The 23,260-nt window shown below is 63.2% G+C and carries 23 protein-coding genes; 12 read left to right on the forward strand and 11 right to left on the reverse strand.

What is annotated here, in order from left to right:
- Window positions 1–245: 245 nt before the first annotated feature.
- Both AC1DZV_RS04455 and AC1DZV_RS04460 read right to left on the reverse strand, forming a co-directional pair.
- The gene (locus AC1DZV_RS04455) at window positions 246–1,301 is read right to left on the reverse strand and encodes an LCP family protein (RefSeq protein ID WP_476953069.1); all 1,056 of its coding nucleotides are present in this window, start codon (window positions 1,299–1,301) and stop codon (window positions 246–248) included.
- A 281-nt stretch (window positions 1,302–1,582) separates the two neighbouring features.
- On the reverse strand, window positions 1,583–2,185 hold the full coding sequence (locus AC1DZV_RS04460) for an arsenate reductase/protein-tyrosine-phosphatase family protein (protein WP_476953255.1): 603 nt from the start codon (window positions 2,183–2,185) through the stop codon (window positions 1,583–1,585).
- 239 nt (window positions 2,186–2,424) lie between these two features.
- Between AC1DZV_RS04460 and AC1DZV_RS04465 the strand changes: the two genes are divergently transcribed.
- The 3 genes from AC1DZV_RS04465 to AC1DZV_RS04475 all read left to right on the forward strand — a co-directional run bounded on the left by AC1DZV_RS04465 (window position 2,425) and on the right by AC1DZV_RS04475 (window position 5,892).
- Complete coding sequence (locus AC1DZV_RS04465; protein WP_476953070.1) at window positions 2,425–2,994, forward strand: hypothetical protein; 570 nt, start codon at window positions 2,425–2,427, stop codon at window positions 2,992–2,994.
- Window positions 2,995–3,407: 413 nt separating this feature from the next.
- Window positions 3,408–4,346, forward strand: a complete 939-nt coding sequence (locus AC1DZV_RS04470; RefSeq protein ID WP_476953071.1) for a hypothetical protein — start codon at window positions 3,408–3,410, stop codon at window positions 4,344–4,346.
- An 85-nt stretch (window positions 4,347–4,431) separates the two neighbouring features.
- Window positions 4,432–5,892 (forward strand): tyrosine-protein kinase domain-containing protein, encoded by a 1,461-nt coding sequence (locus AC1DZV_RS04475; RefSeq protein WP_476953072.1) that lies wholly within the window; start codon window positions 4,432–4,434, stop codon window positions 5,890–5,892.
- 56 nt (window positions 5,893–5,948) lie between these two features.
- Here the strand turns inward: AC1DZV_RS04475 and lepB are convergent, their stop codons facing one another.
- Complete coding sequence (gene lepB, locus AC1DZV_RS04480) at window positions 5,949–6,662, reverse strand: signal peptidase I (protein WP_476953073.1); 714 nt, start codon at window positions 6,660–6,662, stop codon at window positions 5,949–5,951.
- A gap of 307 nt (window positions 6,663–6,969) precedes the next feature.
- Between lepB and AC1DZV_RS04485 the strand changes: the two genes are divergently transcribed.
- Window positions 6,970–7,299 carry a hypothetical protein gene (locus AC1DZV_RS04485; protein ID WP_476953074.1) on the forward strand — a complete coding sequence of 110 codons (330 nt, stop codon included), beginning with the start codon at window positions 6,970–6,972 and terminating at the stop codon, window positions 7,297–7,299.
- An 88-nt stretch (window positions 7,300–7,387) separates the two neighbouring features.
- Here the strand turns inward: AC1DZV_RS04485 and arfB are convergent, their stop codons facing one another.
- The 3 genes from arfB to AC1DZV_RS04500 all read right to left on the reverse strand — a co-directional run bounded on the left by arfB (window position 7,388) and on the right by AC1DZV_RS04500 (window position 9,588).
- Complete coding sequence (gene arfB / locus AC1DZV_RS04490; RefSeq protein WP_476953075.1) at window positions 7,388–7,810, reverse strand: alternative ribosome rescue aminoacyl-tRNA hydrolase ArfB; 423 nt, start codon at window positions 7,808–7,810, stop codon at window positions 7,388–7,390.
- Window positions 7,811–7,876: 66 nt separating this feature from the next.
- Window positions 7,877–9,226 (reverse strand): permease prefix domain 1-containing protein, encoded by a 1,350-nt coding sequence (locus tag AC1DZV_RS04495; RefSeq protein WP_476953076.1) that lies wholly within the window; start codon window positions 9,224–9,226, stop codon window positions 7,877–7,879.
- Complete coding sequence (locus tag AC1DZV_RS04500; protein WP_476953077.1) at window positions 9,226–9,588, reverse strand: PadR family transcriptional regulator; 363 nt, start codon at window positions 9,586–9,588, stop codon at window positions 9,226–9,228. The genes AC1DZV_RS04495 and AC1DZV_RS04500 overlap by 1 nt, the downstream gene beginning before the upstream one ends.
- A gap of 168 nt (window positions 9,589–9,756) precedes the next feature.
- Here AC1DZV_RS04500 and paaA point away from each other — a divergent pair, with 168 nt between their 5' ends.
- The 7 genes from paaA to galU are packed head-to-tail and all read left to right on the forward strand — an operon-like array spanning window position 9,757 to window position 15,601.
- Entirely contained in the window at window positions 9,757–10,782 is a 1,026-nt protein-coding gene (gene paaA, locus AC1DZV_RS04505) for a 1,2-phenylacetyl-CoA epoxidase subunit PaaA (RefSeq protein ID WP_476953078.1), read from the forward strand.
- A complete protein-coding gene (gene paaB, locus AC1DZV_RS04510) occupies window positions 10,779–11,081 on the forward strand; it encodes a 1,2-phenylacetyl-CoA epoxidase subunit PaaB (protein ID WP_028277739.1) in 303 nt (100 codons plus the stop codon). Before paaA ends, paaB begins: the two co-directional genes overlap by 4 nt.
- A gap of 20 nt (window positions 11,082–11,101) precedes the next feature.
- A complete protein-coding gene (gene paaC, locus AC1DZV_RS04515) occupies window positions 11,102–12,007 on the forward strand; it encodes a 1,2-phenylacetyl-CoA epoxidase subunit PaaC (RefSeq protein ID WP_476953079.1) in 906 nt (301 codons plus the stop codon).
- A gap of 11 nt (window positions 12,008–12,018) precedes the next feature.
- Window positions 12,019–12,591: a 1,2-phenylacetyl-CoA epoxidase subunit PaaD gene (gene paaD / locus AC1DZV_RS04520; RefSeq protein ID WP_476953256.1), complete on the forward strand. Its 573-nt coding sequence runs from the start codon at window positions 12,019–12,021 to the stop codon at window positions 12,589–12,591.
- Window positions 12,592–12,606: 15 nt separating this feature from the next.
- The gene (gene paaE / locus AC1DZV_RS04525; protein WP_476953080.1) at window positions 12,607–13,833 is read left to right on the forward strand and encodes a 1,2-phenylacetyl-CoA epoxidase subunit PaaE; all 1,227 of its coding nucleotides are present in this window, start codon (window positions 12,607–12,609) and stop codon (window positions 13,831–13,833) included.
- A gap of 39 nt (window positions 13,834–13,872) precedes the next feature.
- Window positions 13,873–14,655, forward strand: coding sequence for an enoyl-CoA hydratase/isomerase family protein (locus tag AC1DZV_RS04530; protein WP_476953081.1), 783 nt, complete (start codon window positions 13,873–13,875; stop codon window positions 14,653–14,655).
- 55 nt (window positions 14,656–14,710) lie between these two features.
- Window positions 14,711–15,601, forward strand: a complete 891-nt coding sequence (galU, locus tag AC1DZV_RS04535) for a UTP--glucose-1-phosphate uridylyltransferase GalU (protein ID WP_476953082.1) — start codon at window positions 14,711–14,713, stop codon at window positions 15,599–15,601.
- An 8-nt stretch (window positions 15,602–15,609) separates the two neighbouring features.
- On the opposite strand, the gene AC1DZV_RS04540 is transcribed toward galU, so the two are convergent.
- From AC1DZV_RS04540 to AC1DZV_RS04560, 5 genes are all read right to left on the reverse strand, one after another.
- On the reverse strand, window positions 15,610–16,080 hold the full coding sequence (locus tag AC1DZV_RS04540) for a VanZ family protein (RefSeq protein ID WP_476953083.1): 471 nt from the start codon (window positions 16,078–16,080) through the stop codon (window positions 15,610–15,612).
- 66 nt (window positions 16,081–16,146) lie between these two features.
- Complete coding sequence (locus tag AC1DZV_RS04545) at window positions 16,147–16,896, reverse strand: LPXTG cell wall anchor domain-containing protein (protein WP_476953084.1); 750 nt, start codon at window positions 16,894–16,896, stop codon at window positions 16,147–16,149.
- A gap of 167 nt (window positions 16,897–17,063) precedes the next feature.
- A complete protein-coding gene (locus AC1DZV_RS04550; protein ID WP_476953257.1) occupies window positions 17,064–18,335 on the reverse strand; it encodes a DUF4012 domain-containing protein in 1,272 nt (423 codons plus the stop codon).
- Between the two features lie 627 nt (window positions 18,336–18,962).
- On the reverse strand, window positions 18,963–20,276 hold the full coding sequence (locus AC1DZV_RS04555) for a UDP-glucose dehydrogenase family protein (RefSeq protein WP_476953085.1): 1,314 nt from the start codon (window positions 20,274–20,276) through the stop codon (window positions 18,963–18,965).
- 64 nt (window positions 20,277–20,340) lie between these two features.
- Window positions 20,341–21,780 (reverse strand): sugar transferase, encoded by a 1,440-nt coding sequence (locus AC1DZV_RS04560; RefSeq protein ID WP_476953086.1) that lies wholly within the window; start codon window positions 21,778–21,780, stop codon window positions 20,341–20,343.
- Between the two features lie 514 nt (window positions 21,781–22,294).
- Between AC1DZV_RS04560 and AC1DZV_RS04565 the strand changes: the two genes are divergently transcribed.
- Window positions 22,295–23,218 carry a glycosyltransferase family 2 protein gene (locus AC1DZV_RS04565; RefSeq protein WP_476953087.1) on the forward strand — a complete coding sequence of 308 codons (924 nt, stop codon included), beginning with the start codon at window positions 22,295–22,297 and terminating at the stop codon, window positions 23,216–23,218.
- The last annotated feature ends 42 nt before the right edge of the window (window positions 23,219–23,260 follow it).

Consider the following 23,260-nt stretch of genomic DNA (forward strand, 5'->3'; position numbering starts at 1 on the left):
GGTGAGAAGGTGAGAACGTACGCCGCGACCGCGACGGCCACCGCGGCGGCGACCGCGAGCAGCACTCCCAGGAGCAGCATTGTCCGACGGCGACCGCCTGCGGCGGCGGGCGAGGGAGGGGGCGGGGACGCCGCGGAAGCCGCTGCTGCTGGCTCCGGAGCGTTCCCCATAAGCGGACGCTACCACTGCGGCCGGCCGCGGACTATGGGTCCAAGGGCCTCCCTGGGCGCCTCACTTGGCGGGGTTCAGTTGCCGTTCTCGAACTTGTTGGCAGCGACGTACTCGCCCAGGGTGCCGGAGGCCATCGCCGCGGAGATGCTGTGGATGGCGTCCGGGTCGGTCAGCACGATCGACTGGCCGTCCCCGGACGTTCCCACGCCGTTGGTCGGCAGCGTGAACATCACGGTGTTCTGCGCCCGGATGTCCCTGAGTTCGAGCCCCAGCCCGGCTACGGCTCCGGAATCAAAGGACTTGTCCACGGTGACGAACGGCGAGACCGCGCCCACCATGTTGTTGATGGTGATCGGGTTGCTCAGTGTCTGGCCGGCGGTGGACTTCTTGATGATGGCCCGCAGGAACTCCTGCTGGTTGCGCACCCGCTGGTAGTCGCCGTCGGCGTAGGCGTGGCGTTCGCGCACGAAGGCCAGGGCTTCGGTTCCGTTGAAGGTGTGCTGGCCCGGGGCGAAGGACTGGCCCTTCAGATCGTTCGACGTGAACGGCAGCTTGGTGTTAACGGTCACCCCGCCCAGCGCGTCCGTGAGGCCCTTGAAACCCTCGAAATCGATCACGGCCACGTGATCGATGCGCTGCTGGAAAATCGACTCGATGGTCTGCACCATCAGCGGCGTGCCGCCCAGGGCCAGCGCCGAGTTGATTTTCGCCTCGCCGTGCCCCGGGATGTCCACCCAGAGGTCGCGCATGATGGACATGGTGTAGATGTTCTTGCGGTCCGCCGGAATGTGCATGAGCATCAGCGTGTCCGCGCGCTGGTCCGTGCCGCCCGAGGCGTCGGACTCGGCGGCGCCGCGGCTGTCGCTGCCCATCACCAGGATGTTCATCGACGTGTCCGTCTTCTTCGGACGCGTGGACTCCTCCGGGAAGGCCTGCTCAATCTTGCTCGTACCGGAGTCGAAGGTGCGTGCGAGATTGAAGAGGTAGCCGCCAGCCACCACCGCGACCAGCGCCACCACCACCGCGACGGCGATCAGCACCTTCCGGCCCCGGCGTTTCTTCAGGGGCTGACGCCGCTCGCGGAATTCCGCCCCGCGGACGTCGTCTGGGCTGTCGAAGGGGTGTGTCATGTGTTCCTCTAAGTCGGCCGGGCCCGATGCCCGGATTCTGGCTGTCAGCACTCACGCGGGCCACGCCCGAGTGCTGAGGGCGCGAAACGCAGAGTGGACTGGCTGGCCGGCGCTGGCTTGTCCTGCATCCGGTGATGCAGTTCCTCGCCGCGGCGGTAAAGGGGCCACGATCCCGCTCTCCGTTGCGTCCTGGACTAGTGCCAAGTGCCGGATGGTCGTCGCGGGGCCTCCTCTACAGTACACCGCACGCCGATCAACACTTTTCGCCAACAAAGCCTGACTCAGCTGTGGAGGCGTGCGAACCGCAGAATGGCGAGGATGGCCGGGGCGAGCTCGTCCTCCATTTGGTCGTAGAACTCCTGACCGCGCCGGTAGGGATCCACAATGTCGTTGTCGGAGGCGTCCGGGGCCAGCGCGAGGTGCCGCACTGACGCCGCCCGGCCGGGGAGTTCCCGCCAAAAGGATGGAGTGTCGCTGGCGGGGGAGGGTGCGGGTCTGTCCGCGTCGCGCTGCTCAAGGACCTTCAGCATCCGGGCAAACTCGCGGATAGTAAAGGTCCGCTTCAGCAAAGAGGCATCCATCTGCATCACCTCGCCGCGGTGTTTAGCGGTCATCGCCAACACCAGATCGGACTCCCGGAGGATCTTTTGCGTCAGTTGGCGCGCCGCAAAACCGTCCGGGGTGCCGCCATACGTCCTGATGATGTCCGCAGAGCTCGGCTGGATCGGATCGCCCACCATGGCCCGCGTGCCGGCGCTTCGCACCACAAAAGTACCGGGCTGCACCTGATCCAGGCCCGCCTGAAGCAGGCGCTCGGCCACCGGCGAGCGGCAGATGTTGCCGGTGCAGACCGTCAGGATCCGAACGGGGCGAGGCGATTCCAAGGTTTGTCCAACTTCCATTAGCGAGACTCTTGCCGGCGGCGTGGTTTCCGAGTCTAGCCGCGACGGGCCATTCACATCCCCGGGAGAAGATAGGGCCAAGTTCTGTCGTTCTTGAAAATAAAGCATCTTGATATTGAAGATTCATGCTTTTCTGCGTACAGTCGTCAAAGGATGCCGAAACGCTCGGCAGGAGCTTGCCCGACTGGGTTCTCCGCCGCACTAGAACTTGGGGTAAATAGATGTCGGAGATCAAGAGCTTGGCCGCACCTAAGGCGAGTTTCGACCGCCGTTCCGTTGTGAAGGGCGCCGCGTGGAGCGTGCCTGTTATCGCGGCAGCAATTGCAGCTCCGGCCGCAGCGGCGTCGCATACTACAGGGATCGTAGCCATGGCACTCGGGGCCTCGGATGCCATGACTTACTCGGGTGCCAAGTCGAAGAATGGAACCGCGCCGATTGCCTTCATGATCAGCAATTCGACCCATGTGGACGTCGAAGGCACAGCAACGATCACGGTGAAGATCACTCGGGCTGTGAACACAACGGGAATTCGTCTCGTAAATTTTGGGGCCACTACTGTGACGATGCCCGCCTACGTTTCAAATGTGGTGTCCTTCACGTTCTCCCACGCTTACAAAGTGAAGGCAGGAGCTACGGTAACGTTCGCAATGGGTTACTCTCAGGACGCAAACGGAAACAGTGGCACAGCTGGGACGTACACCATGGTGTTGGATGCCGAGCTTTCATCCCCGGCCTTGAAATCCACCGGCAATCAGCGGACGCTGACGCTGACGACACTCCCCAAGAACTAGTCTCATTTCCGCTCGCCTTGCCTGACCCGCGATACGCTCGGCATTAGGGCAGTGATGCCAATACCGGAAAACTTATAGGGGAGCTATGTCGGAATGCGTCTGGCGGTGCGCCCGAAGGGTTCGGCGGCGACCGCGCGCTACCGGGACGGTGCAACAGCTTGAGTAGCACAAGCGACTTGAATATTGACGTTTTGGGCACTAACTTCACGGTTTGTTGGGGTCCTGCTTCGACCCCTGCACAACGTCAAGCAACGGCCAGGGCCTGGAGCCGGTGCCTCAGCGACTCCGGGCCTCGCACAGGTCAACCGGCCGAGCCCGCAACTCCAGGGCTCCTTTACACCGCATCCGTCTACTTTGAATCCAAGAAACCCGGTGTCGGGGTTAAGTATCTCGGCGCGGAAACGTTCGAGGGCTTGTCGGAGGCACTGACCTCCGAGGTCACAATCGCCGCCATCCTCGAACGCGCCGGCGAACTGACCATGCTTCACGCCTGCGGTGTTGCCAACCCGGTCGACGGCGCCGTCATTGCCTTAGTGGCAAAATCCGGCACTGGCAAGACCACGGCCTCTTCGCAGCTAGCCCGAACTTTCGGTTACATAACCGACGAAACGGTCGCGATCCGGGTTGATGGGAGTGTTGTGCCGTACCCCAAGCCGCTTTCTATAAAGCAGGCAACGCCAGGTGCCGCCAAGCTGCAGGTGGGTCCGGACGAGCTGGGCCTGCGAGTCGCGCCGGACAAACCTCATATCAGGGCCATCGCACTGCTCGACAGGGTTGCCGGCGCGGATTATCAGCGTCCTGTCATCGAGCCAGTCCCTTTGGTGGATGCGGTGCTGGCGCTCATTCCGGATACGTCCTCGCAGGCTGCGGTCAATCAGCCACTTCAGTCCCTCTGCCGGCTCATTGACAGCGTCGGCGGAGTATTTCGCGTCAGCTATTCAGAAGCGGCGGACCTAACGGACAGCCTGGAACCGCTGTTTTTGGCGGAGCCCGATAAATGGCCAGAAGTCATCACCTCATGGACTCCCGCCCTGCTAAAGCCGGAAGCGGAGCGGGCAGATCACCAGGCAGGTGAAAAGAAGACAGAACCGATTCCCGGAGGCTGGCTGCAACGGACCGACGCCGTTGACGCAGTAGAAATCGGCGGAGACCTTCTGGTCCTGACGGATACCGAACTCACCCGGCTCAGCGGTATCGGACCCATCATCTGGCGGTCAGCCCAGCATCCCGTATCGATGGAGACGTTAGTGGGCAAGATCGAAGCCCTGCATGGACTGCCTGAAGGCTATGAAGCATTGCTTGATGTGGCCGTGGACGGACTGGTCGGCCAGGGACTACTCCTGCGCGGTTAAATACGCATAAAAACGCGGTCGCTGTACCGTACAGTAAATTTTCGTGTGGGTCGCTGGGGCCACGCACGGGGGAGAGGACCTAAGCGTGACTGGTTTTGAAACGGCCGACAACAACGGGCAGGCAGCGGCGGGGCTCGCACTGGAGGACTACCTGCGCATTGCCCGGGCGCGCTGGAAGGGCATCCTTGCGTTCACCTTGGCCCTGACCGTGCTCGCCTTCTGCTGGACCCTCCTGCAGCCGAAAATATACTCCGCACAGTCCAGTGGGATCGTGGTGGCGGGCGGCTCGGATAACCTCAGCCTCTCGCTCATGAGCGAAAATCTGTCGCAGACCAAGGCTGCCAAGTACGAGTCTGTCGCTAAGTCGCGGATGGTTGCCGAGCGCGTCGTCATGTCGCTGGGACTCACCACTTCGCCTGACGCACTGCTGGGCTCCGTCACTGTGGTCGTGCCGAAGGAAAGCGCCCAGCTTGCGGTTACCGCCCAGTCCACTGACCCCGCCATGGCCCAAAAGGTCGCGGATGCCTGGGTCAGGGGTCTGGCCGATCAGGTCAAGGAACTGGAAAGCCTCCCCGCCGTGGAAGGCTCGAACGTTGTCCCCGTCCCGGTAATCCGAGTGGTTCCACTGGGCGAAGCCGTCCTGCCGACCGCCCCAACATCTCCCAACGTGAAGCTGGCCCTCGGCATCGGAGCTCTGGCCGGGCTGGCCCTCGGAGTTCTCTACGCCATGCTTCGCCACCGTTTGGACCGCAGGCTCCGCAGTGCCACTGCGATCGAACGCCGGTTCGGCGTGCCCGTGCTGGGCACGCTCCCGGTGGACCACCGCCTGGACGGGAAAAGCACCGTGCTGGACGATGGATTCAGCCCGGTCGCATCGGGCGAAGGTTCGCATGCCATCACCGAAGCCCTGAGGGAGCTCCGGACAAATCTCCAGTACGTCGACGTCGACAATCCGCCGCGGATCATTGTGGTGACGAGTTCAGTTCCGGCCGAGGGTAAATCGACGGTGACGGCCAATCTGGCGGTCACCATGGCCGCCGCCGGTGAGAACGTTGTAGTGGTCGACGGCGACCTACGCCGCCCCACCCTGGTCGACGTATTCAACCTGATCCCCGGCGTCGGTGTGACTGACGTCCTGAGCGGCCACGCCGAGCTGGAGGACGTGCTGCAGGAATGGAGCGCGATGCCAAATCTGCGTGTGCTCGGGTCCGGCCGGATCCCGCCGAACCCCAGTGAGCTGTTGGGCTCCCAGGCCATGAAGACGTTGCTCAAGACCCTCGCACAGGACGCCATTGTGCTGGTTGACGCCCCGCCGTTGCTCCCCGTGACAGACGCCGCCGTCCTCACACGCATTGCTGACGGAGCAATCGTTGTTGTCAGGTCCGGAAAGACCACCGATGAAGAGCTTGGCAAATCCCTCGGCAACCTGGGCCGCGTCAACGGCAACGTCTTGGGCACGATTCTCAACCGCGTGCCCACCACAGGCGCGGGCTCGTACAGGTACTACACCTCGTATCAGTCCCTTGAGCCCGCCGCCGCGCGGTAGCACTGAAATTCCCCTTGGAGCAGCCGCTCCGAGGGGATTTTCATTTTCCGGAAAAGTCAGCCCACTCCGCCAGCGCGGTCCAGCGGCCAGAACCTCGCCGCCACCTGTCCGACGACGGCCGACGACTTGATCGTCCTGACGCAATCGCCCGCTTCACCCGTCAGGCTCCGGCAGGCGATGGCCGAATCAACCGAGACCGAACGGTGGTCCCCGAGCACCACGAGCTCTCCCTCGGGGACCGTAAACGCAGGAACGCACCTGAGCGAACCGGGGCTGGTCTGGCAGTCGTTGCTGCCAGCCTCAAACGGCAGATCCTCGAAAATGTAGGGCTCGTCGAGGGGCTGGCCATCGATGCGCAGTTTGCCATCCTGTCCGCAGCAGCTGATGGTTTGGCCGCCGGTCGCAACCACCCGCTTCACCAGGAATTGCTCGTTGGAGGGCCCGATCCCGGTCATGTCGCCGAATGAACGGGCAAACCCGGCGATCCCGCCGCTGCGTGCCACCGACGATTCCGCCTGCCAGCTGTCCGGGCGGGTGAACACCACGATGTCACCGGTGCGTGGTTCTGAGCCAGCGTAGGCAAGACGGTTCACGAGGATTCTGTCGCCGTCGCCTGCAGACCCCTGCAGCGTCGGCTCCATCGATCCTGACGGTATCCGGTAGGCCTTCACCAGGAACCCCTGGACCAGGGCGACGGCCACCAGGGCAATCAGCATATTCAGGGCCACGGAGGCCCAGAGGGGGAGCTTCTTGCCTGCGCCGATGTTCACGAGTTCAAGCTATCACCGGCGGTCCGGACTCAAGACGCCGGCGCTGGCTCGTCCAGCATCCGGTGAGGTAGTTCCTCGCCGCGGCGGTAGGGGGGGTACCGTGGCGGCCCCCAATACAGTACGCCGGGGCCGCCGATCAACACTTTGTGGCCAAAAAACCGGCACATAACGCGAGGTTTCCGGGATATGAAGCGCACTGTTGCCTACGTCACATTCCCTGCCTAGGCTGGCTTGCGGTCGCAGCGTCGCGGCCAAAGCGGTCGCAGCGTCGCGGCCAAGCGGTACATGCACGAACAGGGGAATCGTTTTGAACCACAAACTTCGGGTTCTTGTCAGGCTCGACCTCGATTGCGGTCAGGCAGAAGTAGCAGCGCAGGGACATGTGACGGCGAGGAGCCTCCAGGCCCTGTACGTGGTGGTCAAGCGGGCAAACCACCTGAAAGAAGGACTCCACCTCGTGTTGGACGTCAGCCACGCCGTGGTGGAACCGGCGGCCCTCGAGCAGCTGCGGGAGTGCTCAGCCTCCCACCACCTGCCGGCCGCCATTGATCCGCTTCAGTCAGAATGCCAGCTCAGCATCGTTGCGCCGACGGAATATGCGCCGGCCCCGCGGGTCCGAAGGCTGGCGGCGGCCTAGAATCCACCTGCGCAGAGTTCGCCTATCGAACAGGTTCCTATCTAAAAGGTTCCGTGGCCCCACGTCCGAAATTGTCGGTTGGACGGCGCTACTCGGCGGACGGCCGCTGTCGTTGCCGTTTCGTCGCCGCCCGCTGTTCCTTTGCGGCGAGGCGCCGACGGTTCGAGCCCCGGGTGGGTTTAGTCGCCCGGCGGCGGGCGGCTTCGGGGGCGAGGCCATCAGCCACGAGGGCGGAGAGCTTGGCCAGTGCGATCTCGCGGTTGCGCAGCTGGGAGCGCCGCTCGGAGGCGGTCACGGTGATCACTCCGGCGACGAGGCGCCGTCCGAGGCGCGTGGCCAGCATCTGCCGTTGGCCATCCGAAAGTGCCGCCGAGCCGGCGACGTTCCACGAGAGCTCGACGCGGCTGTCCGAGGTGTTGACGTGTTGACCGCCTGGCCCGGACGAACGCGAGAACCGCCAGCCGAGTTCCGACGCGGGAATCGTGAGCGCGGGCGACACCTCCAGATCCATGCAACTAGCCTTGCACGGTATGGGCGAGATCAAAGCCCCGTCCCCGCGCAGGCTCAAACGTTCGGTTCAGATGAAGCCGAAAACGGGCGGGAAGACCACCACCACGACCGTTGCCCAGACGCCGTAAACGGGCAGGTACCGTGTTTGCCAGCGCTCGACCGCCGCAAACGGGAGACGGCCGCGCAGGAATCCGACGGCGAGCAAGGCCGCGCGCAACAAGTGCACCAGCAGCAGCAGGTTCAGGCCGAGCGCGGCGATCTTGTTGGGGCTGTAGCCGAACTCGGCGATGCGGGTTAGCATCGCGGTCAGCATCACGGCATCGACCGCAAGGGCCGCGATGACGAGGGCCAACTGCAAAGCATCGAACAGTCCGGGAGGGGCCAGCGGGTCGCGGGCGGAAATCGAATAGAGCAGTAAGCAGAGGACGAGCACGAGGATTGCGTCCATGAGGATGAGCAGGTTGCGGTCGATGTCGGCGAACCCGCCCGCAGTGGCCAGCACGGCCAGAAGGACCAGCAGCATGGCAACGGTCAGCGGCGTGAAGACGCGGGTGAGGACGGGAGCGATATTTTCTACCACCTGCTGCTTGGCCTCGACGAGCCAGGTGGCCACCACGAGAGCTCCGGGCACAGCGAATGGCAGGACCCAGTCTTCCACGACCGGCTGGAAATCGGCCCCGATAACCCGGAGAGTCGCGAGCGTGAGGGCGATCAGGACTGCGCCGCCAAGCGCCAGCAGCGTGTAGTAGATCCCGAGCTCCCCGGTAAACCGGACAAAGTCCATACGCCGCTTATCGGACCGCCACCTCCCGCCGACGTAGGCCACACCGGTCAGCAGCCACAAGGTGACCGGCGCGTGCAGGGCAGCGAGCATCCCGGTGGCGCCGCCTGGGGCGAACGGATAGACGTTGAGCACTGCCGCCAGGGCGGCAAACGGGACGATCAGCGTCGCGGCCACCGCCCCGGTGAGCCGCCGCTTCCACACGAAGTACGCGGCCACGAAGGGGAAGACGAGCAGGCCCAGGTTGCGCATCAGGGCCGCGCCGTCGTCGATCCAGGCAGAGCCGGCCTTGACCGCCACGCCCGCCCCGACGGCGAGTGCGAGGACGACGGCCAGCTCGCGCCAAGGGGACGCGTTGGCGTCGTCGGGGCCGTCTGGTACCAGGACGAGTTGCTTCCACAGCCGCTCGGAGTGCTCGCGGGCAAATTCGCGTGAAACGGCGTCCAGGTTGCCCAGGCGCTTGATGGCGACGAGAAAGGCCTCCTCGTCGTCAAGGCCGGTCGCCTGCCGGTCGGCTATTTGCTCGCGCAGGTGGTCCTCCAGCTCGTCGACGTCGGAGGGGGAGATCGCCCGGTTCCGCTGAACGTATCCGCGCCACCGGTCGATCTGGGCCTCCAGCTCAGCGTGTGGCGTCATCACGCCCACCCCTCAGCCGCGGCCGCTGGCCCTTGAGCGGTCTGCCATACCTGGCGCAGCGCGTCTGCGACCACGGTCCACTGCTCCTGGCGGTCGGCGAGGGCGTCCCGGCCCGCTTGCGTGATGGTGTAGTGCTTGCGCCGGCGCCCGGCGTCGGAGGTGCTCCACAGCGAGGACACGTAACCGAGCCGCTCAAGTCGGTGCAGCAGCGGGTAGAGCATCCCGTCGGTCCACTGCATGCCGCCACCCGAGAGCTCACTCACCCGCTTGAGGATTGCGTAGCCGTACAGATCGCCCTCCGCCAGGATGCCAAGCACAAGGGGCGTGGCCGAAGCCGCGACCAGGTCTTTATCAATGCGCACTGCGCCTCCTATACCTAGAGCTGAAGGGTATCAGGCCTAGTAGCCCTAGGTATAGATGGCCAAGGCGACGCGGTTTAGCCGCCAGCCGTCCTTGACGCATCTCCGGCCTTCCGCATATCCTGAACGAACGGTCGGTAATTATTTATCGGAAATTCACTAGGAGCAACCATGGCATCGCAGACCCTGCAGTCAGTGCCCGCCGAGCCATCGCCGGCACGGCATGAACCGAGCCCCGAGGACGCGGCCCGGCGCGACGCTGAGGGCCAGGCCTATTTCGACAAGGTCATGGCGGAAGATTCCCGGATCGAGCCCCGTGATTGGATGCCGCCGGCCTACCGGAAAACGCTCCTGCGCCAGATTTCGCAGCACGCGCACTCGGAGATCATTGGTATGCAGCCCGAGGCCAACTGGATCTCCCGCGCCCCGAGCCTGAAGCGCAAGGCCATCCTCATGGCCAAGGTCCAGGACGAGGCCGGCCACGGACTCTATCTCTACTCCGCCGCCGAGACCCTCGGCCAGCCGCGTGATCAGATGATGCAGGACCTGATGGACGGCAAGGCCAAGTACTCCTCCATCTTCAACTACCCCGCCCGCACCTGGGCTGACATGGGTGCCATCGGCTGGATGGTCGACGGCGCCGCGATCGCCAACCAAGTGCCGCTCTGCCGCGCCTCTTTCGGCCCCTACGGCAGGGCCATGGTCCGGGTCTGCAAGGAAGAGTCCTTCCACCAGCGCCAAGGCTTCGAGATCCTGCTGGAACTCTCCCATGGCACCCCCGAACAGAAGCAGATGGCCCAGGAAGCGGTGAACCGCTGGTACGCCCCGGCCCTGATGATGTTTGGCCCGCCGGATGACGACTCGCCCAACTCCAAGCAGTCCATGGCCTGGAACATCAAGCGATTCAGCAATGACGAGCTCCGCAACCGGTTTGTCGGCATGATGATGGAGCAGGTCAAGGTCCTGGGCCTGACGCTTCCGGACAAGGACATCCGGTTCAACGAGGAAACTAAGAAGTGGGAGCACGGGCCGCTGGACTGGGCCGAGTTCCATGAAGTCTTGGCCGGCCGCGGCCCCTGCAACGCCCAACGCCTGGAACGGCGCCGCGAGGCACACCAGAACGGCGCGTGGGTGCGCGAAGCCGCAGCCGCATACGCCGAGAAGCAGAGCCGCAAGCAGAAGGAATCAGCAGCATGACAACCGAACCGCAAGCAGGAAACGTCTGGCCGATCTGGGAAGTATTTGTCCGCTCCAGCCGCGGCCTGTCCCACGTCCACGCAGGATCCCTGCACGCACCCGACGCGGCCATGGCCCTGCGCAACGCCCGGGACCTCTACACCCGCCGCAACGAAGGGGTGTCCATCTGGGTGGTCCCGGCCGAGGCTATCGCCTCCAGCGACCCCGATTCCAAAGGTTCCTTCTTTGAATCCCCGCAGGGCAAGGACTACCGCCACGCCACGTACTACACCAAGAGTGAGGGCGTGAAGCACCTGTGAGCACAACTCCTGAAACAGACATGCCCGCAGAAGAAACGGCCGGCCACGGCGACATCTCCGTCGGCGTCAAGGGCTCCGGCAACAGCGGCGAGGCCACGGCCAGCGCCACCCGCATCACCCCCGGCAACGCCCTCCGTCCGGAAGACATCGCGCTGGCCGTCAGCCGCGGCTCCGCGAAGCCGAGCGAAGACGCTGCCGAGTTCGCCCTGCGCCTGGGCGACGACGCCCTGATCCTGTCCCAGCGCCTGGGCCACTGGATCTCCCGCGCGCCGGAGCTCGAAGAGGACGTCGCCCTCGGCAACATCGCCCTGGACGAACTGGGCCATGCCCGGTCCTTCCTCAGCTACGCCGGTGGACTGGACGGGCGCAGCGAAGACGATCTCGCCTACCTCCGCCGCGAGCACGAGTTCCGCTCCGCGGCGCTCTTCGAACAGCCGAACGGGGACTTCGCCGTCACCATTGCCCGTCAGTTCGTGGTCAGCTACTACCAGTTCGAGCTCTACCGCCGGCTGACGTCCTCCACCGACTCCACACTGGCCGGCATCGCCGCCAAGGCGGTCAAGGAAGTGGACTACCACCGGGACCACAGCGCCCAGTGGGTCCTGCGCCTGGCACTCGGCACGGACGAATCGCGCCGGCGCATGATCCACGCGTTCAAGGTCATCTGGCCCTTCGTGGATGAGCTGTTCCGCGACGACGAGCTCACCGGACGCCTCAGTGAGGCCGGCGCCGCGCCCCAGCCCTCGAGCCTGCGCGAGGACTTCGACCGGCTCACCGGCGAGGTCCTGGCCGAAGCGGAACTCGAGGTCCCCAACGTCCAGCCAACACCGGGCGGGGGCCGCCGCGGCCTGCACTCCGAACACCTCGGCTACATCCTCGCCGAGATGCAGGTGCTCGCCCGCGAGTACCCGGGAGCGAGCTGGTAGTCACCATGGAAATGTTTGTCTCCGATCCGGAAACCGCTGAGCGCCGGAACGCCGCCAAGGGCAACACCGCCCAGGAGAAGGCCTGGGCGGTGGCTGCCACAGTGTGCGACCCCGAAATCCCGGTCCTCACCATCGCGGACCTCGGCATCCTGCGCGATGTCCAGGTTTCGAAGGAACCAAGCACTGACGACGGCGGGATGGTTCCCGCCGTCCAGGTCACCATCACCCCGACCTACTCCGGCTGCCCGGCCATGGACGCCATCCGGGATGACCTCACCGCGGCTTTCCACCGCGCGGGGTACCCGAGCGTCCGGGTCGAGCTTGTCCTCTCGCCGGCTTGGACCACTGACTGGATGAGCGCGGACGGCAAGGCCAAGCTGGAGCAGTACGGGATCGCCCCGCCGTCGGGCCACTCGGCGGCCACCCGGCACGCCGGCCCGGTCCGGCTTTCGCTCGCCGTCAAGTGTCCCCAGTGCTCATCGCTCAACACCAAAGAACTCACCCGCTTCGGTTCCACCTCTTGCAAGGCCCTCTACGTGTGCCAGGACTGCAAGGAACCGTTCGACTACTTCAAAGTCTTGTAAGGAACAGGTGCCTCCATGAAGGTTGTCCGCCAGACCGCCGCGGAGTCGGCCGCAGCCACCGGCCGCCGTCGTGCGTCCTTCCACACCCTGACGGTGGACGAAGTCCGCCGTCTCACCGACGACGCCATCGAGGTGACGTTCGGGGTCCCGGCCGGGCTCGCCGGACAGTTCGACTACCTGCCGGGCCAGTACGTCGCGCTGCGCACCACCCTGCCCGACGCCGACGGCCAGCCGCACGAGATCCGGCGCAGCTACTCGATCTGCGCCGAACCGCGCAGTTTCGCGGACGGCAGCAGCGAAATCCGGGTGGCCATCAAGAAAGACCTCGGCGGCTTGTTCTCCACGTGGGCCAATGCCGAACTCAAGGCCGGTGACGTCCTGGACGTCATGAGCCCCATGGGTGCCTTTGTCTCCAAGCACGGCCGCGACGGCAAGTCCGTGGAGCAGAATGTCATGAACTCCATGAACCATCCGGAAGAGTTGGCGGGGGAGCCCGGCTCTTTCGTGGCGATCGCCGCGGGCTCCGGCATCACTCCCGTGATCGCCATTGCCCGCACCCTGCTGGCGGCCCACCCGGACACCCGTTTCGACCTCGTCTACGCCAACAAGGCCGCCATGGACGTGATGTTCCTTGAAGAACTCGCGGACCTGAAGGACAAATACCCGGCCCGGCTGGCGCTGCACCACGTGCTCTCGCGTGAACAGCGGATCGCGCCGCTGCTCAGTGGCAGGATCGACGCCGAGAAGCTGCAGGCGCTGCTGGGCACCGCGATCCACGCCGACGACGTCGACGAATGGTTCCTTTGCGGCCCGTTCGAACTCGTCCAGCTGTGCCGGGACACCCTCACCGCGCGCGGCGTCGCCCCGGAACACGTCCGCTTCGAGCTGTTCACCTCCGGCAAGCCGGACCGCCCCGAGGGCAACATTGGCCGGCCCGTGGTCGCGGACGAATCCAAGGAAACCTACAAGATCACGTTCAAGCTGGACGGGCTGCAGGGCGAGGTGGCCAGCCCCACCCACGCCCGCGAATCAATCCTCAACGCCGCCCTCCGGGTCCGCCCCGATGTGCCGTTCGCCTGCGCCGGCGGCGTCTGCGGCACCTGCCGGGCCAAGGTGGTCAGCGGCAGCGTCACCATGGACGAGAACTACGCCCTGGAACAGGACGAGCTCGACAAGGGCTACGTCCTGACCTGCCAGTCCCACCCCACCACCCCGGAAGTCACGGTCGACTTCGACGTCTAGGTTTTTTCGAAGCCCGCCGTTTCGAATCCAAGGAGCCCCATGATTTCCCTCTCAATCGCCGACGGCGTCGCCGAGGTCGTCCTCGACGCCCCGCACAAGCTGAACTCCCTCGACGAGCAGGCACTCGCGGATTTGTCCCAGGCGTACGATCGTGCCGCCGACGCCGCCGAACGCGGCGAAGTCAGGGCGCTGCTGCTCCGCGGCGAGGGCCGGGCCTTCTGCGCCGGCCGTGACATTGCCGGCGTGACCCCGGAGAGCGATGACGCGCAGGCCTACCTGGGCGGGCTGGTCCAGCCGCTGCTGAAGAAAATGAGCGCGTTCCCCGCGCCCACGTTCGCCGCGGCCCAGGGCGCCTGCCTCGGCGTGGGGCTGGGCCTGCTGCTGGCCACGGATGTGGTCTACGTGGCGGAGAACGCCAAGTTCGGCTCCCCGTTCGCCAAGCTCGGCGCCACCCTCGATTCCGGCGGGCACTGGTATTTCACCGAGCGCCTCGGCATGCACCGGACCCTGGACCTGATCTACACCGCCGAGCTCATGAGCGGCGCCGACGCCGTGGCACAGGGCCTGTTCAGCCGGGCCATGCCGGCGGCGGAACTGCTGGAGAACACCCGCGCCATCGTGGCCAGCGTTGCCACCGGCGCCACGGGTGCGTTCCGGGCCAGCAAGGAGCTCGTGGCGCACATCCGGGACCAGCGGCTGGGGCTGTGGGAGGCCATGGAGGAGGAAAACGCAGAACAGGCGCGGCTGTGCAAGAGCGAGGACTACGCCGAGGGTTTCCGCGCCTTCCAGGAGAAGCGCACCCCGGTTTTCAAGGGTCTTTAGGCTACCCTGCGGGTCCCGATTGCCACTTTGCTCCATTGATTTGTATGGTGCAGCTATGACTTTGGGGAAATCAATAAGAAAAGCCGTTATTCCTGCTGCCGGCTTGGGCACACGCTTCCTGCCCGCGACCAAGGCAATGCCGAAGGAAATGCTGCCGGTGGTTGACCAACCGGCCATCCAGTATGTAGTGGAAGAGGCCGTCAAAGCGGGTCTGACCGACCTTCTAATGATCACCGGCCGCCAGAAGCGGGCGCTGGAGGACCACTTTGACCGCGCCCCAGCCCTGGAACGGACGCTGGAGCTCAAGGGCGATCTGGACCGCTTGGAGGCAATACAGCACGCTTCCAACTTGGGGCCTGTACATTATGTACGGCAGGGCGATCCGAAGGGCTTGGGCCACGCTGTCCTGTGTGCCCGCCAGCACGTGGGAGACGAGCCGTTTGCCGTCCTGTTGGGCGATGACCTTATAGACGAGCGGGACGAACTGCTCAGCACCATGATCGACGTCCAAGCCAGGACCGGCGGCTCGGTGATCGCCCTGATCGAAGTGGATCCGTCCCAGATCAGCGCCTACGGCTGTGCCGATATCTCCGCCGTGGAAGGCGAGGACTACTTCCGCGTGAACCGCCTCGTGGAAAAGCCTGCCGTGGACGACGCTCCGTCCAACCTTGCCGTGATCGGGAGGTACGTGCTCCATCCGGGAGTGTTCGATGTCCTGGAGGAAACGGAGCCCGGCCGTGGCGGGGAGATCCAGCTGACGGATGCCCTCCAGACCCTGGCCGTGTCCGACTGCGAGGGCGGTGGCGTTTACGGCGTGGTCTTCAGGGGCCGCCGGTACGACACCGGGGACAAGCTCAGTTACCTGAAGGCCGTCATTTCCATCGCCTCGGAACGCGTGGAATTCGGTGAAGAACTGAAGACCTGGTTGAAGGAATTCGTGAACTAGGCGGCAATCTAGACGCGAGACTTCGGCAGGCCCAGCGCTGAAATGCGCCGGGCCTGTTGATGTCTTAAGGCCCTGAGCGCGGCAGCGGCAAACAAGGCGCCTGCCAAGCAACCCGCGGTGTTGGTCAAAACATCCAGTGGGCTCGCGAAGCGGCTGCTCAGGAACAGCAACTGTCCCAGTTCCATGCACGCGGAGGCCAGCAGCCCCAGGGCCGCGATTTGCCACCATTTCCGGCCGGGAAAGGCCAAAGTGGCCGCGATCCCCACAGGGATAAAGAGCACCACGTTGGCGGAAGCCTCCACGAACGCGTAATTAAACCAGCCGGGGAAGCCAAGCGCATGGAGCAAAAATAGAAAGGCGGCAAGTTCGCCTTGGACGGGCCGGTCCACGGGGCTGGGCCAAAACCCGATGAGTGCCAGCAGGATAAATGCGCCGCCAAGGACTCCTTGCCAGAGCCGTGGCCGTCCCAGCGCCCTCACAGTGGCCCTAGGAGGTCTTCAGAACGGCCAACGCCGCCGTTCCCAAGGCGACGCTGGCCAGGAGCGTCAAGAGGATGTAGGGGAGCGCCTGTCTGGTGGGCAAGGGTATAACAAAGCCCGGCCGCCATCTTCTTTTTGTGCGCCAATGTCTCCCCGTAAATTCCGGTCTCCCCATAGCTCTAGTAAATACCACAACTGGCCATGACAGACCTTATGACGTGTTAACACGAATGGTGGTGGGGTTCGTCGGGTTACCCGAACTACCACAACGGAGGTCACGCCGGCTGCCAGGGCACCTGCGCCCACCAGGGACCAGATCATGAGGTTGGAATCAGCGCCGGTGTTGGCCAGCCCGCTGGTGGAAGTGGAAGTGGAAGCGGCCGCTACTGCGGCGCCTTCTACCGTGATGCTCGAGGTGGCGGTGACGCCAGACTCCAAACCGGTAGCGGTGAGCGTGTATACGCCCGGCTCGCTGATGCTCAGCGAGATGGCGAATGCGCCACTGGCATCTGCGCTGGAGGAGAGTTCCTGCGGTGCCAGCGGCAGCGTGATTTTGCCGGAAACGCTCATGCCACGGCCGTTGACGCTTGCACCATTCGATGCAGGCTTGGTCCCGGGCGTGACCTTGATGATGAGGCCTTCGCCGGCCTTAAAGCCGTGGCCACGGAAAACGAACTGGGCTCCCGGGCCCACAACGCCATCAGAAACGGCGGCGTTTGCGGGCGGCGCCGGGTAATGGTCCGCTGCGACTGCCGGAATTGCGCCGACGAGTGCGATGGAGCCGGCGAGTGTGATCGCTGCAAGTGTTTTTTTCATGTGTCCCCCTGAGACCGTAAATTCGTGTGTCACGCGATGTGGAGATTCCCGGTCCCCCGAGTGGCCGCGGATTGAAATCTCATTTGATAAGCCTCTGCAGACGATAGCACCTTAAACGCGTGTTACCAAAGTGAATCAAGTCGCTTTACATACCGTTAAGTTTGCGTTTACTTGGCCGCCCCGCAGGCGGAATTCTTCGTGGCCAGAATGACATCCTTGACAGGCTGAACGGTGGGCGTGACAACCACGGTCGGTTCAGTATGCTGGACGATTTTTCCGAAGGTCAGCTCTACAGTGCTGCTCTGGCCTGGTGCCAGGGCAACGGTGACGGTTCCCACGGGTCTATCGGCGTGGCGGTGGGCGGCGAAGTCCGTCTTTTTTCCGTCAACCGTGGTTGTTTCCACGTTGGCTTGGACCGGGCCGTAGGCAATCACATTTGTCTGGACTGTTCCGGGCGGCACGCCGTGATTGCCGCCGCCTGTAACGTACGCAGGGAGTGACGTTGCTGCGTCGGCAGGGGCCGTGTTGGTGCTGGTGATGCGGACCTTGACCTGCCCGTAGCCGTCGGCCGTGCATTCCTTCACGAGTTGAACGGACCGCTTTACGTAGTAGTCCATTTTGGCGCCGGTTCCATCGTTGAAGTAGACGCCGAACTGCGCGGAGGCAACACTGTCGCCTGCGATAGATCCGCTGAGCGGATAGTTCGCGATGATGGCTTGTTCCGCGGCACTGCCGGACCAAACGAGGACCCGGCCTTCCGCCGCGCCCCGGGTGATGCCTTTGATCAAGCCCTTGGCTTCACTCTTGCCGCTTGAGAGGGCTCCGAAGACTTCCTTGGCTACGCCGGCAAAATAGGCGTCCTGCACTTCGGGGCGTTTGATCTTCGCGTAGACGTCTGAGACCAGGGTCTGGACAACATTCTTACCTGTCAGCTCGGTCGGCAGTCCTCCCTTCGCTGCGGCAGCCAGCCCGGGCTCGGTGATGCGCACGGGGCCGGTCGCATCCAAGATATAGCCCAGTGCCACGGGGTCCAGGGAGAGTACACCATCCACGTGCACCCCGGTCTTCCGTTCCCACATTGCCTGCGCAGTGGCTGCGGCGGTAGGGAAGTCAGGAGTGAGGTTGACGTCCTGCATATACTCGCCCAGCCGCGCTGAATAGATTTGCTCCTGTTCTGAATCTACTGCCAATAAGGGGGACATCACGCCGACGCCTACGGCACTACTTTGGGCGCCTAACGTCAGCTTGCCGTGCTCCAGCGTCAGGACCGCGAGCGCGCCCGGTATGCCCCCGGAGGAGCGGGCTTCTGCATTGTTCTGAATCATGAGCAGATATTTCCGGTTGCCGTCGGCTCCCAGCATGCCAGGGGCGATTTGGGCCGCATCCGCGGATGCATCCAGGGCGCCCGTCACTGTTCGGAGTTGTTCCCGGGCCCGCATCAAAGGTTCGGCGATTTGGGGCCACAGACCACTCGCATCGATTCTGTCCAGCCGCTCGGCGGAGGCCCGCACAGCGTGGGCAGCGGACGAAACACTAGGGGAGGCCGCTCGCAGGGGTTCCAGGTTCGTCCCCGCCGGGCCAGGCAGCAGGCCGTCCCAGTCGAGGGAATCGAAGACCTTCACTAGAGGTCTAACCCCCAAAGTGGCAACGTCGTCAGCTGACTGAGCCACTTCTGCGACGGCGCTGAAATTTGCACCGATCCAAGGAATCGACCCTGCGATGGTCCACAGCGGATCTTCCGCAGCATCGCGGGCGGCGGAAGCGTGGGATCGGAGGGTATCCGAAGTTTCTTGGGCCTGCTGTGTCGTGCCACCAGCAATATCGTCCTTAAGGACGGTGATGAGCTGAGCGGATGCCTCAAGTTCGTTCTTGATAATGGTGGCTCTGGAGCCCAGCCATGCCGTGGCTGCTACTGCCAGGACCGCGGTGAAAGCCAGGCACGCCGAAGCGACTACATAACGACGTCGGCGGACACCGTTGCGTTCGGATGGCGACGTATTATTGCGTCTAAGCCTCCCCATAGTGCCGTTGTCCGCGTCGGAGACTCCGCGACTGTCAGTCATCGTCTACGGACGCCCCAGCCCGCGGTAGTTCCAACCGGCCGCACGCCATTTGGCGGCATCCAAGACATTGCGACCGTCCAGGATGCGGCGAGAGCCAACCGCCGATGCGAGCTCATAGGGGTCCAGGTCACGGTATTGCTGCCATTCTGTGAGCAGCAGCAAGGCATCGGCCCGGTGGACAGCCTTTTCGGTATCCGCTTCGTAATGCAGTTCTGGGAACCTGCCGGCAGCGTTGGCTAGAGCCTTCGGATCCGTTACCGTCACCACTGCGCCCTGGAGCTGAAGCTGGGCGGCAATACTTAGAGCCGGAGAGTCCCGGACGTCGTCGCTCTCAGGTTTGAATGCGGCACCGAGGACTGTGATCCGCTTGCCAAGCAACATGCCGCCGCAGAGTTCCCGGGTGAGCTCCACTACCCGAGTCCGTCGGCGCATGTTGATCGCATCCACCTCGCGCAAAAAAGTCAATGCCTGGTCTGCGCCCAGTTCCCCGGCGCGGGCCATGAACGCCCGGATGTCTTTCGGCAGGCATCCTCCGCCAAACCCGATTCCGGCATTAAGGAACTTCCGCCCGATTCTGTCGTCCAGTCCGATGGCCTCGGCCAACTGGGTGACGTCGGCCCCTGCAGCTTCGCACACCTCAGCCATGGCGTTGATGAACGAGATCTTGGTGGCCAGAAATGAGTTTGCCGCTGCCTTAACCAGTTCGGCGGTGGCGAGGTCTGCGACCAGGCGCGGAGTGCCGGCGTTCAATGGTACGGAGTAAACCTCGTCCAGAATTGCCACGGCGGGGTGATCTTCGGAACCACCCTCGACGCCGTATACAAAGCGATCGGGCTGGAGCGTATCTGAGACCGCATGTCCTTCACGCAAGAACTCGGGGTTCCACATTAGTTGAGTCGAAGGTTCCACTTCCCGGACCAATTCTGCAAGCCGAGCGGCGGTACCCACGGGCACCGTAGATTTCCCAACGACGATGTTTCCAGCTTGGAGGTGGGGCAGCAGCGCAACGGTTGCGGCGTTAACGTAACTCATATCGGCGCCATTCTCTCCCTTCTTCTGTGGTGTCCCTACGCAGATGAAGTGGACGTCGCTTCCGGCTGCGGCAGCAATGTCCGTGGTGAAGGTCAGCCGACCTGTCGCCTGAACTTCTGCCAGGAGTTCGTCTAACCTGGGCTCGTAGAACGGGGCTTCCGCCGCCGCCAGGGCGCCAATCTTCGCTTCGTCCACATCGATGCCGACGACATCATGGCCTAATTTCGCCATGCATGCGGCATGTACAGCCCCCAAGTACCCGCAGCCGATTACTGATATACGCATTTTGGTGCCTTCCCCAAGAAATGATCACTGGCGGCCAGAGCCGCAGGAGTTGTGCGGGTTTCGATCAGAAAGCGCCCGTACTTGCGAATACCGCTTTGAAAGTCTTTAAGAGTATGACTACGTCGCCCATGAGTGACCAATTCTCAACGTAGTAGAGGTCGAGCCTTATGCTCTCCTCCCAACTGAGATTGGAGCGCCCGCTGACCTGCCACAGTCCGCTCATACCCGGGTTGACGTACAACCTGCGGTGTGCCGCGTCGTCGTAAAGCGCCACCTCGCCCTCGCGCTGAGGTCGTGGTCCAACAAGGCTCATACTGCCGCCGAGCACATTCAGAAGTTGAGGGAGCTCATCGAGGGAATACTTTCGCAACACTCGACCTACAGGCGTAATGCGCGGATCGTTCTCTACTTTGAAGAGCGGAGTTGATGCCGAACCCTGCGCCGCGAGAAGCACTTGAAGTTCGGCGTCGGCGTTTACTCTCATAGATCTGAATTTCAGCATCTTGAAGGTTGTGCCACGTAGACCGATGCGTTCCTGGGCGTAGAAAACTGGCCCTTCACTGGTCATTTTGACAAGTAACGCTAGGCCGGCGAACACGGGTGACAGAAGAGCGACAAGAATCCCGGCAATCGCAATGTCGAACACTCGCTTGGCGACTTTCTTGCCTCCTGTGAGCTTCGGCGTCGACACGTGAATCAAAGGAAGTCCGGCCACCGGCTGCGTATGGATCCGTGGCCCGGCGACGTCCGTCAACGCGGGTGCAAGGATCATGCCGATGTCTCGCGCAGCTAGCTCCCATCCGAGACGGCGGAGATCACTTGGATGAATGTTGGCGCCAGCAGAAACGGCTACTGCATCAACCTCTGAAGTTTTGATGGCTGCGAGTATCGCGCCGAAGTCCCCTTGAACTCCCGTGACTGGCAGGCTCAACCCTGAGACGCTGAGGGAGTCGTACAAGGCGCCCGGAAGGTGTGCTGCGACCGGCACGTACCCCGCTGCCGGCGCACTCCGGAACGACCGGACCAAATGCTCGACGGAGTAAGGGCTTCCGATGATCAACACGCGTGAGGCGCTGCGTCCTAGCGTTCGCTCCAAAGAGAGGTGCTGTCGCACCAACCATCTCGCCACCAGCAGCCCGATGACGCCGGCAGGAAAGGCCAGTCCCACGAATCCCCGCGCCGTATCTATTCTCAACGCATAGGAAACTATGGCGACGAAGCCAAATAGCCACGCGGAGGTGGCCACGACGCGTTTGTACTCTTCGGACCCTGAGCCCAACACGGTTGGCTCTCGGGATCCCCACGAGCCGAGCATCAACCACCAAACAATGGCGAGGACTGTAGAGAGCACTAAGTACTCGCCGTCTCGTGTCGCAAGGTTGTCGGCGTCGAAAAAGCCGAAGCGAACAATAAAAGCCCCGGCGACAGCCCACACAACAACGCCTCCATCGAGGAGTCGGAGTCGTCGTGAGTAGCGTACTCGCCACGAGATGGTGCGAGTCATCGGTTCCCCCAATAAAAAATGTGATGCGGCAGCTGGAAGTTTCCATGCATCAAACGACAATTATCATAGCTACGGCTGAGGGCGCCTAAGGAGATCGTGCAGACATCCTGCTTTTGACGTCGCTTGCGCGCAACCGCGGCCGAGGACATACCCCCGCTAATGCCTCTGGCGGCCTCTATGGGTGACAGTCTAGGCCGATACTAGACGGTCGAATCAACAAGCGTCCAACCCGCTGCGAAACGTGATGATGGCGCAACTAGGTTCGGCGTTCAACTAGTATCATCCTGCAGAGTGGTCTAGGACTCGCACTGTTTTGAATCGCTCCGTCGCTACTTGACGAACACCCGCATTTCGGTTCGACCGGGCGAGGATGACCCTTCCATAGGCGTCGGGTCGCCGTCCCGCCTTCGTCCTGCCGGATATCCCGGAGGGCTGGAGGTCCTCGCCACGGCCGCTTGCCGATCTTCGATATTAGGAAAGTCAGGTTCAAACATTGGGGAATGAATCCATTGAAGTGTCGGTCGTAATCCCGTCCACGGGACGAAGCGAACTGTCGAGGGCAGTGCGAAGCGCTCGAAATCAAGACTTCCCAGGGCGGATGGAAATAATCGTAGTGTTTGACCTTGACGAAGCGCAGACGTCTCCCGAGGTCGTGAAGAGGGCATCCGAGGCGGACCAAGTCGTGTATACGGGCGGTCTTCGTAAAGGGGGCGCCGCTCGTAACCTTGGTGTCCGGCAAGCCACGGGCGATTGGATTGCTTTCCTGGACGACGACGACGAATGGATGCCGGAGAAAATCGCCTCACAGCTCCAAATTGCCGCTGAAGAAAAGGCGCTGGGTTACGCTCCCGTGGTCGGTTGTCGAGTGGAGCAGGTAGTCGCTAAGAACGGTATGCGGCACGTCGTCGGGGGAGTTCCCGCGCGACTCGTATCACGGGACGAAAGAATCGAAGACTACCTATTCCTTAATCGTCGGGCGGGAGCAAAGCGATCTTCCTTCTTCACTTCGACTGTCATCGCAGAAAGATGGCTTTGTGAGGCGGTAAAGTGGGATGAATCACTCGCGCGGCATCAAGATTGGGACTGGCTCATCAACGTGAGTAAGGTCCCATCAGTATCGTTCAGCCAAGCCGAACGCGACTTAGTAGCCATTCACGTCGGCACTGCCGGGTCCATCTCCGCTGGGGCCGTTTGGGAGGGATCCCTATCGTGGGCCAAGACAACCCTCGCCCCTCTTGGCCCCAGAGTTTTTGTCGACTTCTTATTCGGGCAGACGTTACGCTACGCACTTCAGAAGAGGGACTGGGCTGGTGTTCGATCTGTCATTGGACACGCTGCCAGAGTGAGAACGGCGCCGGGAATGGGTCCTTTAGTAATTGGCGTTGCCGGGATACTGCCGCGAGTCACGATGCAGAATCTCATGCGGCGCATTCGATAATGAGTTCATCAGCAGCAGGGTGCAATAAAGGAATTTACCTAT

It is taken from the genome of Arthrobacter sp. P1_D12, assembly GCF_056406175.1.

What these genes read in the sequence shown, in the direction of transcription:
- AC1DZV_RS04455 (WP_476953069.1), bottom strand. Translation starts at nt 1,301, where the DNA reads ATGACACACCCCTTCGACAGCCCAGACGACGTCCGCGGGGCGGAATTC.
- AC1DZV_RS04465 (WP_476953070.1), top strand. Translation starts at nt 2,425, where the DNA reads ATGTCGGAGATCAAGAGCTTGGCCGCACCTAAGGCGAGTTTCGACCGC.
- arfB (WP_476953075.1), bottom strand. Translation starts at nt 7,810, where the DNA reads ATGGATCTGGAGGTGTCGCCCGCGCTCACGATTCCCGCGTCGGAACTC.
- AC1DZV_RS04495 (WP_476953076.1), bottom strand. Translation starts at nt 9,226, where the DNA reads ATGACGCCACACGCTGAGCTGGAGGCCCAGATCGACCGGTGGCGCGGA.
- paaA (WP_476953078.1), top strand. Translation starts at nt 9,757, where the DNA reads ATGGCATCGCAGACCCTGCAGTCAGTGCCCGCCGAGCCATCGCCGGCA.
- paaB (WP_028277739.1), top strand. Translation starts at nt 10,779, where the DNA reads ATGACAACCGAACCGCAAGCAGGAAACGTCTGGCCGATCTGGGAAGTA.
- paaC (WP_476953079.1), top strand. Translation starts at nt 11,102, where the DNA reads ATGCCCGCAGAAGAAACGGCCGGCCACGGCGACATCTCCGTCGGCGTC.
- paaD (WP_476953256.1), top strand. Translation starts at nt 12,019, where the DNA reads ATGTTTGTCTCCGATCCGGAAACCGCTGAGCGCCGGAACGCCGCCAAG.
- paaE (WP_476953080.1), top strand. Translation starts at nt 12,607, where the DNA reads ATGAAGGTTGTCCGCCAGACCGCCGCGGAGTCGGCCGCAGCCACCGGC.
- AC1DZV_RS04530 (WP_476953081.1), top strand. Translation starts at nt 13,873, where the DNA reads ATGATTTCCCTCTCAATCGCCGACGGCGTCGCCGAGGTCGTCCTCGAC.
- galU (WP_476953082.1), top strand. Translation starts at nt 14,711, where the DNA reads ATGACTTTGGGGAAATCAATAAGAAAAGCCGTTATTCCTGCTGCCGGC.
- AC1DZV_RS04545 (WP_476953084.1), bottom strand. Translation starts at nt 16,896, where the DNA reads ATGAAAAAAACACTTGCAGCGATCACACTCGCCGGCTCCATCGCACTC.
- AC1DZV_RS04550 (WP_476953257.1), bottom strand. Translation starts at nt 18,335, where the DNA reads ATGCGGGCCCGGGAACAACTCCGAACAGTGACGGGCGCCCTGGATGCA.
- AC1DZV_RS04555 (WP_476953085.1), bottom strand. Translation starts at nt 20,276, where the DNA reads ATGCGTATATCAGTAATCGGCTGCGGGTACTTGGGGGCTGTACATGCC.
- AC1DZV_RS04560 (WP_476953086.1), bottom strand. Translation starts at nt 21,780, where the DNA reads ATGACTCGCACCATCTCGTGGCGAGTACGCTACTCACGACGACTCCGA.